Annotated in this window: 11 protein-coding genes; 6 read left to right on the top strand and 5 right to left on the bottom strand. The window is 54.4% G+C overall.

Annotation, left to right across the window (positions count from 1 at the left end; translation table 11 throughout):
- Positions 1 to 169 precede the first annotated feature (169 nt).
- The 3 genes from SH678x_RS15935 to SH678x_RS15925 all read left to right on the top strand — a co-directional run bounded on the left by SH678x_RS15935 (position 170) and on the right by SH678x_RS15925 (position 3702).
- Positions 170 to 1255, top strand: a complete 1086-nt coding sequence (locus tag SH678x_RS15935) for a DUF1573 domain-containing protein (protein WP_496919443.1) — start codon at positions 170 to 172, stop codon at positions 1253 to 1255.
- Between the two features lie 78 nt (positions 1256 to 1333).
- Entirely contained in the window at positions 1334 to 2293 is a 960-nt protein-coding gene (locus SH678x_RS15930; RefSeq protein WP_496919442.1) for an outer membrane beta-barrel protein, read from the top strand.
- Positions 2294 to 2829: 536 nt separating this feature from the next.
- Positions 2830 to 3702 (top strand): alpha/beta hydrolase, encoded by an 873-nt coding sequence (locus SH678x_RS15925; RefSeq protein ID WP_496919441.1) that lies wholly within the window; start codon positions 2830 to 2832, stop codon positions 3700 to 3702.
- 32 nt (positions 3703 to 3734) lie between these two features.
- On the opposite strand, the gene SH678x_RS15920 is transcribed toward SH678x_RS15925, so the two are convergent.
- Together SH678x_RS15920 and SH678x_RS15915 are read right to left on the bottom strand one after the other, a co-directional pair.
- Positions 3735 to 5369: a PQQ-dependent sugar dehydrogenase gene (locus SH678x_RS15920; RefSeq protein WP_496919440.1), complete on the bottom strand. Its 1635-nt coding sequence runs from the start codon at positions 5367 to 5369 to the stop codon at positions 3735 to 3737.
- A gap of 236 nt (positions 5370 to 5605) precedes the next feature.
- Positions 5606 to 5890 (bottom strand): DUF433 domain-containing protein, encoded by a 285-nt coding sequence (locus SH678x_RS15915; RefSeq protein ID WP_496923078.1) that lies wholly within the window; start codon positions 5888 to 5890, stop codon positions 5606 to 5608.
- Between the two features lie 417 nt (positions 5891 to 6307).
- Between SH678x_RS15915 and SH678x_RS15910 the strand changes: the two genes are divergently transcribed.
- The 3 genes from SH678x_RS15910 (at position 6308) to SH678x_RS15900 (ending at position 10798) form a co-directional block, all read left to right on the top strand.
- Positions 6308 to 7204, top strand: coding sequence for an ABC transporter ATP-binding protein (locus tag SH678x_RS15910; RefSeq protein WP_496919439.1), 897 nt, complete (start codon positions 6308 to 6310; stop codon positions 7202 to 7204).
- A 73-nt stretch (positions 7205 to 7277) separates the two neighbouring features.
- Positions 7278 to 9098 carry an ABC transporter permease gene (locus SH678x_RS15905; protein WP_496919438.1) on the top strand — a complete coding sequence of 607 codons (1821 nt, stop codon included), beginning with the start codon at positions 7278 to 7280 and terminating at the stop codon, positions 9096 to 9098.
- The gene (locus tag SH678x_RS15900; protein ID WP_496919437.1) at positions 9095 to 10798 is read left to right on the top strand and encodes a hypothetical protein; all 1704 of its coding nucleotides are present in this window, start codon (positions 9095 to 9097) and stop codon (positions 10796 to 10798) included. The genes SH678x_RS15905 and SH678x_RS15900 overlap by 4 nt, the downstream gene beginning before the upstream one ends.
- Before the next feature lie 98 nt (positions 10799 to 10896).
- On the opposite strand, the gene SH678x_RS15895 is transcribed toward SH678x_RS15900, so the two are convergent.
- The 3 genes from SH678x_RS15895 to SH678x_RS15885 all read right to left on the bottom strand — a co-directional run bounded on the left by SH678x_RS15895 (position 10897) and on the right by SH678x_RS15885 (position 13009).
- The gene (locus tag SH678x_RS15895) at positions 10897 to 11067 is read right to left on the bottom strand and encodes a hypothetical protein (protein WP_496919436.1); all 171 of its coding nucleotides are present in this window, start codon (positions 11065 to 11067) and stop codon (positions 10897 to 10899) included.
- A gap of 30 nt (positions 11068 to 11097) precedes the next feature.
- The gene (locus SH678x_RS15890; protein WP_496919435.1) at positions 11098 to 11622 is read right to left on the bottom strand and encodes a hypothetical protein; all 525 of its coding nucleotides are present in this window, start codon (positions 11620 to 11622) and stop codon (positions 11098 to 11100) included.
- Positions 11623 to 11776: 154 nt separating this feature from the next.
- Entirely contained in the window at positions 11777 to 13009 is a 1233-nt protein-coding gene (locus tag SH678x_RS15885; RefSeq protein WP_496919434.1) for a CCA tRNA nucleotidyltransferase, read from the bottom strand.
- Positions 13010 to 13045 lie beyond the last annotated feature (36 nt).

Raw genomic sequence — 13045 nt, 5'->3', positions numbered from 1 at the left:
AATTATGGTTTTGATTAAATCATTTCTTCGCTCTTACGTAATTACTGCGGTAAACTACCCTACGCCTTACAATAATTTGGTACTGCTTGCTAGCAGGGAAAGTTTTCAAATGCCCGTTGCAAAAGGATTTGCGCAATCAGGCCGTTCACGTTTTTTGGGGACATCTGCCATGTTGCGCACTATTTGTCTGGCCCTCGTTGTGGCCGCCAGTTTCACCGTGAGTCAACTTCCTGCCCAGGAATGGGCCGAGAAGATGTTTAACACAAAGGAACACGACTTCGGCACGGTTGCCCGCGGAGCGGAAACCATCTACCGCTTCGAGATCACGAATCTCTATAAGCAACCCATGAAGATTTTGGGAGTGCGGTCGAGCTGCGGCTGCACCTCGCCTACGATCGAGAACAATACGATTGGCACCTACGAGAAGGCTTATCTCGTCGCCAAGTTCAATACTCACACATTCGTTGGTATGCACGGTGCGACATTGACCGTCAGTTTCGGGGCCCCGTATCCGGCCGAAGTTCAAGTCCGCGTACACGGCAACATCCGCGGCGACGTCGTCATTGCTCCCGGTGCTGTCGAATTCGGCAAGGTCGACGAGGGCGAAGTCCGCGAACAGCGTATTAATGTCAGCTATGCCGGCCGCAGCGACTGGAAGATTGTCGACGTCACCAATGACAACGACTTCTTCGAAGTCGAAATGGAAGAAGCTCCCCGCACGATGGGCAAGGTGAACTACAACTTGGTTGTGCGGCTCAAAGACAACGTACCGGTTGGTTTCGTCAAGGACCAACTCACGATCATAACCAACGACCAACGGGCGGATAGCCAGCGGATTCCCTTGTTTATTGGTGGGCAAGTCGTGCCGGAGATTTCTGTCACGCCTGAAACCCTTGTATTGGGTAACGTGAAAGCTGGCGAACCGATTACCAAGAAAGTCGTCGTCCGCGGCAAGAAACCGTTCAAGATTCTTGACGTGAACTGCGGCGACAACTGTTTCAGCTTCAACACGGATCAAGAATCGAAGGAATTGCATTTGGTTGAGATCACGTATCGTCCTGGCGATCAACCTGGTGCGGTGAAAGTTCCCGTGACGATTACCACTGACCGTCCGAACCGCACGGCCGCCCTGACGGTTTCGGCTGAAGTGATAGCACCTGCCGTCGCTCCGCCAGCAACGCAGGTGGAAGTTGGCAAGCAAACGATTGCCGACCCGCAGAATTCGCAAGTCGCTGAGACTGCTAGCGTCCAATAACGGCAGCGTTGACACCAGTCGCTGCCGCCGCCATAATCCCCGCCCATTTCGCGCTTTCCGTTTCCAAGAAACGACCGCGTGAAATGGGCGTTTTCTTTTCTTATCATCACGTTGTGGATGCGCATGGACGCGGTCTTCACACAATCGATGCGTGCCTTTCTCGCTAGCGCCGTGCGCTGCGCGTGTTGTAGTGTATTGCTGTTTGCCACGGTGCCGGTGTTTGCTGAAAACGATCCCTTCGACGAACAATCGCGGGCCAATCTCTCGTCCTTCGACTTTAAAGTTGAAGAAGAAGTAGAAGTCATGTCGCCCGATGCGGCGAAGTTTGATCACTGGGAACCGATTGTCGAAGACGAAACTCAAGAGCCCGAAGAAACGCTCGTGAAATGGAACGATCCTTCCGTCAAACCGATCGATTGGATGCGGCACTTTGGGTTGCATCATTCATCGACCTCGGGCCGTTACACTGGTAAAGGCTTGCCCATGGAAGGCACGAGTTGGCTTAACCGACCTTTTCATGCGGATTGGTTTATTGGTCCCCTGGTGATCGACGACGAATTGAATATGGACAACGAAGTGATGGCTGGTGTGCGACTCGGCTATGACTTCGATTACTACTGGGGTTACGAATTACGGTTGGGATGGGCGCATCCAAACTTCTCGGAACCTAATGCCGCTGAACAACCTTACAACGGCAATTATTTCATCACCGACTTCGACATAAAATATTCTCCCTGGGGTGATTCAAAATTTCGTCCTTATGCATTGCTTGGCGGTGGCATGGCTCGGATTAATTACCAAAACGATGCCGGCACCGAAGAAAAGGTGACGCTCGTGACAATGCCGTTTGGCATCGGCACCGAGTGGCATCAATTTCCTTGGTTGGCGTGGCGGGTGGAAATTTTGGATAACCTCACCTTCGGTTCTGACGGCGTCAACACTCTCAACAATCTACAACTCACGGCGGGCATGGAATGGCGGTTCGGCGCGCGGCCCCAGTCGTACTGGCCATGGCGTACCGGCCGTAAGATCTGGTAGCTTTCGCTCTCGTTTTTCCCCGCGCAATCGCGCTCTAAGTATTGCGTGTCGGTGCGATGTCACTCCTGTATCTCGTGGTTTGGGTAGAAAATCTGCGTGGTTTTTATTTGAAGTTTGAACTTGATCATCTTGTTCAACTTCTTCAACTTGCTCATGCCCCAGCGGTGAACAAGTTGCTATGAGGCCAGTAAATTCCTCTCTACCGTCCTACCATCCCTTGTCTACGGTCTTCCCCCATCAGGTTTGCCAGCTTGGCGAGGTTTGCTTGGTTTGCGACCGCTTGGTTGTGGCCAACCTGAGCAATGCGTCTTTAGTCTTTTAAAAGCGATTACATTTTCGCGGCGTAGGGTAGTCCATTAGCTCGAACATATCACAAGTAGGTGGCCAAATCTTCTGGCCAAAGATATTTCGTGAATGTTTTACCTCGCACGGAGAAGAGCTTGATTGTCGAAATTGAAAACCTGCTATGATGGTCGGATCAGAATCTCGACTGTTCCTGATGTGGCGAGGTAAGGATGGGCGGAACTCGTTTTCTCATGAGACATCACTCGCCGATACAATGGCTGTATCGCTGTTTGATTCTCTGCGTAATTGGCTTGACTGCTTGCGGTGCTTCCGCCGCCTTTGCGCTCACCAACCAAGTTGTGTTGTTTACAGGTTTTCTCGCGGGCTCAAATGCTGGGATGGACTACTTGAATGCCCATTTGGTGTCTGCTGGAATTCCGAATTACGTTGGCCAAGTTTTTGAATGGTCCGAACAGAGCGAGGCGGCGGACTGGATTCTCGCCAACGCGAGCGAGCGGGCGACCTTGGTGCTCATTGGCCACAGCTTTGGTGGTCACAGTGCATTGCAAGTTGCCAACAACGAGCTCAAGCCGGAAGGTATTGGAGTTGATCTGACGATTCAAATCGATTCGGTCGCCAATTTCGATGGCGGGGTCAACAATGTGCTGCCAACTAATGTTGACGTAGGGTTCAACTATTTTCAAATTTCGACCGGTGGCTTCTTCGAACCGCAGGGCGTGCATGTTGTCACGGGAGCGACAAACATCAATACGGAAGTTTTATTCGGCGACACGTCGATCACGCATACTTCGATTGACAATGATGCACGCTTGTATGCACGCATTACGCAGAACATTTTCGATAATCTCAATCCGGTGAGCGCGGATTTCGACTCAGATGGTGATATCGATGGCCGCGATTTCTTGACGTGGCAGCGTGGCGAATCAATCTCTCCCTACAATTCGGCTGAACTCGCGTTTTGGCAGATGGGGTATAGAAATGCACCATCCGCAGCGGAAGTTTACCAAGTTCCCGAGCAGGCAAACTGGCTGGTGAGTTTGCTCGCGGTCGGAGTAATGGCTACGTTGCGGCCATTGTCGATCGACACTCCGTGTCGAAATTAATCACGGAGCGAAGTGTCATCTCACTCACCGAATCACGACACGGAGTGTCGTGCCACACTGGGGGCAGATCGCCGGCTCACCGCGATAAGTGCTGTGCCTATCAGCAAAACTAAACTTGTTGGCTCTGGTATGGCTGCCCCACCAGCGAGACCGCCCACGCCGTAGTTGTTTTGCCAATCGGCAAGGTCGCCGACCGACGGATTTCGCTGCCAGGTCAAAAAATCGCGGCCATCGACGTCGCCGTCGGCATCGAAATCACCAGGGGTCGTTAGCGGTACAAGCATGCGCAAAACACCGTCTTGTTTATTTAAAACAAAAACTTCACCAGGTGTATTCACGCTGAATCGCAGGTCCGCACGATTCGCATTGCCGAGCCCCAGGTTGGTGCGCTCGGCGTTGATGAGCGATATGAGCCGTCGTTCTTCGCCTGTGGTGACGTTCACGGGGATCAACTCGTTCCAGCCTTCGCCGCCGCCGTTGAGAGGATCGGTGTCCACGTCGAGGATATAGAATTGTCCTTTTGGGTTGTCGCCCGCGATGAGCATTCCATCGAGTTCTGGAATTCCGGTGCCGCGATAGACTTCGCCCATCGTGATGGCATCGCTATTGACGGCCCAGCCTGAAGGGAGCGGTGATGGGTGCGACGCGGCGGCCACCGTGTGGCGATATTCGGCGACGGGATTGAGGTAGCCTCCAGTAGTGATGCCGAAGCCTTCGCGAACATCCCAGCCAAAATTCCCACCATTAACGGCCAGATTAATTTCTTCCGTTGAGTCCTGACCGATATCGGCGATGTAGAGGTCACCGTTGTCAGTGTCCCAACCAAAGCGTTGGGGATTGCGTAAGCCGTAGGAATAGATCTCGCCACGAGTGTTCGAATTGCCGTCGGCGGCAAACACATTGTCGGCAACGATGCCGTACCGACCGTTGGGGCTGTTTGTGCCGAGGGGGTCAATTCGTAAGATCTTGGCGAAGCCGGTATTCGTATTCTGCCCGTCGTTGAAAGGGTCGCCCCCGCTGCCACCATCACCCATGGCAATGTAAAGATTGTTGCGGTCGGCACCTCCGAGGGGATTGAAAGCCACATTGCCGCCGTTATGGTTACCGTACCGTTTATCGAAGCGGAGCAGTTCGCGGTAAGGCTGCGAAGAGTTCGCCGGAGTGAACGTCGCGGCTGTGGGGGTATCCGTGCGCCATTCGAGCAGAACTTCGTCATGGGTCGTGGATGGACCCGTTCCTGGTGAGAAGTCGGGGGTCGGAGTGATATTGCTACTGGAGTGGAATGTGTAGAACCGGCCAAAGCCGGGGGCACCGGTTGTATTGAAATCGGGGTGAAACGCAAATCCTTGAAATCCCTGTTCGCCACCTGAAATCAAATTCGTCCCCGTGTAATCGCGGATATCAAAATATTCGGCGACTGCCCCCGTAGTGACATTCACCGTGTACATGGGGCCACGTTGGTCGTTCACCATCAAGCGACCGAGCGGATCACGCGTGGCAACGCTCATGCGAGGCATGTTGCCACTCCCGGGGCTGGGAATACGAGCAACGTCGCGGATGCCGACTTCCAAGGAACTAATCGGAATGGGAGACGGATAAGATTGGGCCAAGACGGCACTTGAGATCAGCATCAATCCGAGTCCGGCAAAGTGAATTGTGATCTTCATCAACTGATCCTCTTTAGTTGAGCTGCATAGAATGGAGTAGCTGGTCGTCAAGCGACACACGTGGTTTTGCGACGCACAGTGCAGACAATATTACAGAAACTAGCGCCAGATCGAATTAGCAACCTATTTCGCACATTTTCGCGTGTAGCCCGCTCCGCCACAATGACTGCAACTTGCGGTCCGAACCAGAGGTGCTGGCAAACTGTTGGTAAAAGCGATCAGCTGGATCACCGGGATTAACCGGCGGTTTGTCGAGTCGCGGTTATTCTTTGCAAGAAGTCAGGTGAAACCGGGGTATCAATAGCATCAACATTCAGTCCTGTGCTGACAACCGGTCCACCAGTTAGCTGTTGCTTGACCGAAGCCGCATAGGCTTCATCTTCGCGAATGCATTGCCAGATTGCTTCGCGATTGTCGAAGTAATAAGCCAAGGCGGCATGCACTTGCGCCAAGGTAAGATGAGGAAAGCTGCGGACAATTTCGTCTGGGGATTGCCCGAGTCTCTCGTGGTAGAAAACGATATCCTAAACGCGAACTCGGGTGCCCACGAGATAGGGGCGGGGCTGATTGTCCCGGTTCTGTCGAATTTCAATATATTGCGGCTGCAACATATTGCGGCTGCAACACTTCCATAGCTGCATTCTATCTTGGTTCTGCGAGTAAAAGCAAAGGCAGGTATCAGCTTATCGGGCCAATTTTGTCCCGACGGCGTGACGAGGCCATTCTTGCCGGTCGGCGAGACGTAACTTATACTGGCAGTTTACTTTCGGGCGACGGCGGCCAGCGGTTTTGAGGGGTTGCCGGGGGCTTGGTGACGGCCGGTGAACACCTCCGCTAGCGGTGACGTACCGGTAACTGACCAAATCCGCGCCAAGCGAGCTTTCCGATTCGCCACGGGTCGGCTTTTATATTTTTCATTTTCTCATCCAAGTGGTTTTATGAGCGACGAAATCGTTATTCAGACGCGGGCCTTGGGCAAGGTCTATCGCGACTTCTGGGGCCGGCAAAAGGTGCGGGCTCTTAAACCTCTCGATTTGGAAATTCGGCGGGGGGAAGTTTTTGGTTTGCTGGGGCCGAACGGCTCGGGCAAGACGACCACGATCAAGCTGATTCTCGGGCTGCTGTTCCCCACCGAAGGGGAAGCGCTCGTCTTCAACAAGCGTGCGACCGACGTTTCCAAAAACGAGCGGCTAGGCTACTTGCCCGAGGAATCGTATCTCTATCGCTTCTTGAATGCCGAAGAGACGCTCGATTTTTATGCCCGGCTGTTTGATATGCCGGCTGAGACTCGCAAAAAACGGGTCGACGAACTGATCAAGATGGTGGGGCTCGACAAGGCGCGTAAGCGGCAGTTGCAAGAATACTCCAAGGGTATGACCCGCCGTATCGGCTTGGCCCAAGCGTTGATTAACGATCCCGAGTTGATTTTGCTCGACGAACCCACGAGCGGTCTCGATCCCATCGGCACGCGGGAAATGAAGGATATGATCCTGCGGCTCAAGGAAGAAGGCAAAACCGTGGTGATGTGCAGCCACTTGTTGGCCGACGTGCAGGACGTGTGCGACCGCATCGCGATTTTGCATCAGGGCGAGCTCAAAGAATTGGGCCGCGTGGACACGCTGCTCACGGTGGCCGATGTGACGCAAATTCGGGCCCGCAATTTGTCAGCCGAATGTCAAAACGAGCTTCGCGACGTAATCGCGCGGCATCATGGCGAGTTGATCGAGATGGATAACCCGAGCACAACGCTCGAAGAGTTGTTCCTATCGATTGTGCGAGATAGTGAAGCCCGGCCGGGGCGGCGAGCCAATGTCGAACAATCGACTTCAGCGTAAGGGTCACCTCGGTGTAAGGCATCGCTCGCAGCGTTCTCCATCCTCTTTCCATGTTTAAGATTTTTCTTTCGCCATGATTCTCGAAGAAGAAATCCTTCCGTATTTCCAGTGGCTGTGGAGTGGCAGTGCCAGTTCGATCGGCGCGCTGCCTCGCTTCTTGCTGATTGCCCTCGGGCTTTCATTCTTGGGGCTCGTGCTGGGCTTCATTGTGGCGGCAACGCGGCACGGTTTGCTTCGAGGCGGTGATCTTGTTTATCGCACGATCACCAACGGCGTGCGCGAATTGCTGGAAACATCGCCGCGCCGGGTGTGGGCGTTGGCACGACTGGCGATGCAGGAAGCCTGGCGGCGACGAGTCATTGTCGCACTGGTGGTGTTCTTTATCATCCTCGTGTTTGCGAGTTGGTTCTTGCGGACCGATCACCAAGATCCGGCGAAGCTGTATATCAGCTTTGTGCTGACCGCGACCACCTATCTGGTGCTGGGCATTGCCTTGCTGCTGAGCACATTCAGTTTGCCGGCTGATTTTAAGAACAAGACGATCTACACGATTGTCACCAAGCCGGTGCGAGCGGGCGAAATCGTGATGGGTCGCACATTGGGTTTCACGCTTGTGGGCACAATCTTGCTGCTCATCATGGGGGTGTGCAGCTACATCTTTGTGATCCGGTCACTCGATCACACGCACGAAGTTGAAATCGGCAGCTTGAAGAAGGTTCAAAACGCGGCGGGCGAATTTATCGGGCAGGATGGCCGAACTTCGCGTAATAACTACCACCGGCACGAAGTTGAACTCAATGCCGAGGGCGAAGGCATCGCTCTGAATAACTATGGCCACACCCATCCGATTGTGAAGCGGGGCGACCGCTCGGTCGTGCAGGGAGCTGAGGGGATCATGCGAGCCCGCGTGCCCCGTTGGGGTAAGCTGACGTTCATCGATCGCCAAGGCGTGCCCAAGCAACGTGGTATTAGCGTCGGTAGCGAATGGACCTACCGCAGCTTCGTCGACGGCAATACTCAGGCGACCGCAATCTGGACGTTCGACGATATATCTTCTGCTTTAAATTACGACAATGGTGAAGTGTCGGGCTTGCCGATTGGCTTGATCGTTCGCGTTTTCCGCACCCACAAAGGGACGATTGGCAAAGGAATCACCGGCTCGATTCAGGTCCGTAACCCGGAAACCGGGCTGGCAAGCGAAGTAATTCCCTTTACGGCATTGGATGCGAAAATCGACGAGCGGATCATTCCCCGCAAGTTGCGCGGGACAGACGACAAGGAATATGATCTTTACAAAGATTTTGTCAGCTCGAACGGTGAACTCGAAATCCGCGTACAGTGTTTGGAAGGGGGCCAGTACTTCGGTTTTGCCCAGCCGGATATGTACTTGAGACTCCCTGACGCGTCGCCCTTGTTGAACTGGATCAAGGTCTACGCGAGCATTTGGGTGCAGATGGTGATCGTGATCGCCATAGGCGTCACCGCGAGCACGCTGCTGAGCGGGCCCGTGGCGATGTTGTTCACCGTGTCGTTCATCGTGCTTGGTTTCTTCCGGCCGTTTTTTGTCGGCGTGGCGATGGGAACCGAGTACGGCGGCGGGCCGGTGGAATCGTTTTATCGGTTGATCACGCAGAAGAATATCATCGTCAAGTTGGATGAAGGCTTCACCACCACGTTGATCCAAGGGGTCGACATGGTGTTCAAGTCGTTGATGTTGACGATGGCCCAGGTGCTGCCAGACTTTTCAGCGTTGAGCACCGTGGCGTTTGCGGCGTTGGGCTTCGACGTTCCGGCGGATAAGGTCTTCCAGGATTTGACGATCTGTCTGGCTTACGTGATTGGGCTGTCAATTTTAGGATACTTTTTGCTGCGTACTCGTGAGGTCGCACGATGAACGAGAACTCGTCATTTCATCGCAAGATTATTTACGTCGTCTTGTTGGCGATCTTGCTGTTTCCCATTTCCCAGCTGGGTTCGCCTTCGACGCTCGAAGACGATGGCGGCAAGTTGGCCCAATTGCGCAAAGAGTATGAGCTCGGCCAATCGGACTTGGGCGAAATCGATCCCGCGAGCGAAACGATCCGCATGGCCACTTTGGGTTTGCGCGGCATCGCGGTGTCGATGCTGTGGAGCAAAGCCAACGAATACAAGAAAAAAGAAGACTGGACCAACTTTCGCGCAACGCTGGAGCAACTCGCCAAGTTACAGCCTTACTTCATTTCGTTCTGGAAGTATCAAGCGTGGAACCTGACCTACAATGTGTCGGTGGAGTTGGACGACATTCGCGACCGCTTTGCCTACGTGCTGCGTGGTATTAACTTTTTGAAGGAAGGGACCAAGTACAACCGCGACAATCCCCATTTGCTCGCCGAGTTGGGCTGGTTCATCGGCAATAAAATCGGTCGGGCGGACGAGCACATTGAATATCGCCGGCTGTTCAAGGCGGACGACGATTTCCAAAACAGCTTCCACGACGGCAATCCCCCGCCGCAGGAACAGCGCGACAACTGGCTGGTCTCAAAGGGTGTCTACGACGAATCGATTTCGGTAGTCGATGACAAAAAGAAGAGCATCGGACAGAAGAACCCGACGACGTTCTTTGCCGCCCCGGCGATGTCGCAGATCAACTATTCCGAAGCGATTGAAGAGGACGGCGTGTTCCAAGAGCGGGCTCGCGCGGCATGGCGGACGGCGTCGAACCTGTGGAAGGATTACGGCAACCGCGAAATGCGTTCGTCGCGGGGGACGATGATTCAGTTAGGCAATCTCACTCGTTGGGAATTGGAAGTTGCCAAGTTGCAATCGGAATTTGACGCCCTGGCGAAGGGTGTGCGGGCGGAGATCGTCGCTGAAAAGCGGGCGAAGCTTCCCAAGGACATGCTTGCCGCGATGGGTGTGCCCGAGAATTTGCGCAGTGAGCAGCAGAACATGCTCGCCAGTGACGGACAGGCACAGCTTGAGGTGACGATGGATGAGATCGCCGCTCGCGTGGCTGAAAAGAATCCAGACAAAGCGGGCGATGCCAACCGACTGGCTAACCGGATCAAGGAACTTAACGACAGAATCTTCTTGATCAACAACAACCGGCAAGTGGCGAACTATGAGTATTGGAAAACGCGGTGTGACTTCGAGCAAACGGCCGACGCGCTGCGAGCCCGTGAGCTAGCTTACTTGGGTAATCAAGCGTTCAAGGAAGACGCCGACCTGTTGAAGGCCCGCGAGTTGTTTGAAGAAAGCTTTGATCTGTGGGCGAATGTCTACGAAGCATTTCCCTCGCTCAAGGACGATTCGACGACCGGTTCCGACTTGATGGAATACGTCGACGACTACAACAGTATCTTGCAGCAGCTGGATCTCGATCTGGGTGATGAAGAAGTCGACAAGAACTTCCCACTGTGGGACGTAGTGATCGCGAGCGACGGCGAACGGAAATATATGGAGCCAATCGCCGAGCACAACCGCCGTTTGGGCCTGAACGCCGAAGGGACAGGACCGCTGATCGAAACGCAGGAACAAACGGAAGAGCCTGCTGATGAGGTAGCCGCTCCACAGGCGGAAAGTCCGACTGAAGAAGCGGCGCCAGCGTCACCGTAACTGAAGGATAGTTCAATAGCCGGAGGGCCACGCCCTCCGGGTCTATGCCAGAGTTTCCCGGACCGCGTGGCGGGTCCGGCTAGGGTCACTTTCTCGGCTCACGATTCCTTGAGCGAGTGCAGTTCTGCTTGGGCCTTGTCGAGTTCGGCTTGCAGCTTAGCGGGCTCCGTGGGATCGTCGGGCTGTTGCTTTGCTGCGACGAGCAAGACTTGCAGCTGCGAGATTTTCTTCCGCAGCACTTCGACCCGTTTTTTGGCTTTCTTATCCATGCGGTGTGTTGCCTTGAGTTGAGGCCGTCATTAGTTGAGTGGTGCTTGAATCTGGGGGAACTTGTCGTGGAAGGTGCGTAAGATCGCCCCGATGATCACGATGGCGAGGCTAACGGTCCAGGCAATGCTCAGCCATTTGCCCATCTTCAGACGGAACTTGTCGGCGAGCGCCGTCTTGCCGGAGAGGATCGCGGCCAGGAACATCAAAAATAGTCCCAGCAAAAACTTGATACCAAATAGCATGTGATACGTCGAAGGCAGAGGAGTGCCGTTGGCTTTGGCCGTGGTCATGATATTCCAGAAATTGACCAAGCCGCTTGCTAGCAGAAAGAGCGTGGCCAAGCCGACCCAACGGGCCCAAACTTGCCGCTGACCGGCGTACGGGTCTACTCCCGCGGGAACGAGAATCGTTTTGCTATAAAACAATCCGCCCACCATAATGATCGCCGAGAGGATGTGCAGCACCCGCAGCACCACATAGAGGATGTATTTGCCATCGACCGCAGGTGTAATCTGGGCGAGCATTTCCAGCGTGTTGGCGATTTCGTGCGACATGAACGGATACTCCCTCGAATGAATGAATAAACTACCGCCGATGGTAAAGGCCGCGAAGTGATTCGTCTAGGCTTGGAATTTACCACGAAGAACACAAAGGTCACGAAGAAAACGTATAAGTGTTCATTTCTTAGTGCCCTTAGTGCCTTAGTGGTCAATCTATAGTTTGGATAAGTTCCCCAGCTAAATTCAACGCTTCAGTTTGATTGCTGATTCGGCCGTCCAGTTGGGAATCGCGGATGGCGGTCAGAAGGGCGGCGAAGTGGGGGCCGGGGCTGTATCCATGGCGGACCAGATCGTCGCCGGTGAGCAGTGGTGCGGGGTTGAGTTTTTCGGTTGGGAGGGCCAAGTATTCCTTGCAGCGAAGGAGCCCAGGATGCTGTTCGCCATAAACCGCTCGGGCCAATTTGAGCAATTCGTCTGCATGCTCGTTCGTGAGGATGCGCTGCATTTGCGGCCAAGGAAGCTGCTCGGCGTCGCGTGCGTGGGGAAGTTGCTTGGTGAGCCAAACGGCCAGATCGATTTCTTTGTTGGAATAGCGGAAACGCCGGCTGACTTTGGCGACCGGTGAGTGGGGCAGGGCAGTAAATAAGGCCGCGAGAGCCGTGGCCACATTTGTGCTATCGAGACGCTCCAAAGATTGCAGAGTATTGTTCCAGACTTCAGATTGTTTGCTCGCATCCTCGGTGAGTTCTGGTAACAGCGGATTGAGGAGCCCAGACTTGTTAAGCAACTGTAAGCCGTGGCTGCGGCTTAGGTGAACCAGTAGCCGTGTGAGTTCGGCGTTGATTCGTTCGGCGGTGACGACGTTGACTTCAGCAGCCATCACCTGAATGGCTGCGAGTGTGGCAGGTTCGATCTCAAAACCATAAGTCGTAGCGAAGCGGATCGCCCGGAGCATGCGAAGTTTGTCTTCGGTGAAGCGTGCCGTGGGATCTCCGATCGCGCGGACAATGCCTGCCTGCAGATCAGCCTGTCCGCCGACGTAATCGATGACGCGATCTTCCACGGGATCGAAGAACATGCCGTTGATCGTGAAGTCGCGGCGCTGGGCATCATGTTCGGCGGTGGTGAAGACGACCGACGAGGGATGCCGACCATCGAGATAAGCCCCGTCGCTGCGGAAGGTGGCGACCTCCACGAGTTCATTATCTTTATTCAAGATGCCAATGACGCCGAAGGCCGCGCCGATGGCGAGCGTGCGGCGTTTGCCGAAAAGTTTCTGAACTTCCTCGGGGCGAGCGTTGGTGGCGACGTCGTAATCTTTGGGTTCGCGACCGAGGAGCGAATCACGCACGCAGCCCCCCGCCCAGAGTGCTTCGAAACCAGCGTCGCGCAGTTGGCGGACGATGTCGAGGGCGTGTTCGCGTTGGGAGGGATTGGACATAGAAATGCGAAGTTCAATTGCAGCAAGACAAATTAG

The sequence above is a fragment of the Bythopirellula superficialaquae genome, assembly GCF_059632245.1.
The sequence above is the reverse complement of the archived record's forward strand: the minus strand, read 5'-3'. Positions and strand labels throughout refer to the sequence as shown.

Excerpts from the sequence above, each read along its gene's own strand:
- SH678x_RS15935 (WP_496919443.1), top strand. The coding sequence starts at position 170 with ATGTTGCGCACTATTTGTCTGGCCCTCGTTGTGGCCGCCAGTTTCACC.
- SH678x_RS15925 (WP_496919441.1), top strand. The coding sequence starts at position 2,830 with ATGAGACATCACTCGCCGATACAATGGCTGTATCGCTGTTTGATTCTC.
- SH678x_RS15920 (WP_496919440.1), bottom strand. The coding sequence starts at position 5,369 with ATGAAGATCACAATTCACTTTGCCGGACTCGGATTGATGCTGATCTCA.
- SH678x_RS15910 (WP_496919439.1), top strand. The coding sequence starts at position 6,308 with ATGAGCGACGAAATCGTTATTCAGACGCGGGCCTTGGGCAAGGTCTAT.
- SH678x_RS15905 (WP_496919438.1), top strand. The coding sequence starts at position 7,278 with ATGATTCTCGAAGAAGAAATCCTTCCGTATTTCCAGTGGCTGTGGAGT.
- SH678x_RS15900 (WP_496919437.1), top strand. The coding sequence starts at position 9,095 with ATGAACGAGAACTCGTCATTTCATCGCAAGATTATTTACGTCGTCTTG.
- SH678x_RS15895 (WP_496919436.1), bottom strand. The coding sequence starts at position 11,067 with ATGGATAAGAAAGCCAAAAAACGGGTCGAAGTGCTGCGGAAGAAAATC.
- SH678x_RS15890 (WP_496919435.1), bottom strand. The coding sequence starts at position 11,622 with ATGTCGCACGAAATCGCCAACACGCTGGAAATGCTCGCCCAGATTACA.
- SH678x_RS15885 (WP_496919434.1), bottom strand. The coding sequence starts at position 13,009 with ATGTCCAATCCCTCCCAACGCGAACACGCCCTCGACATCGTCCGCCAA.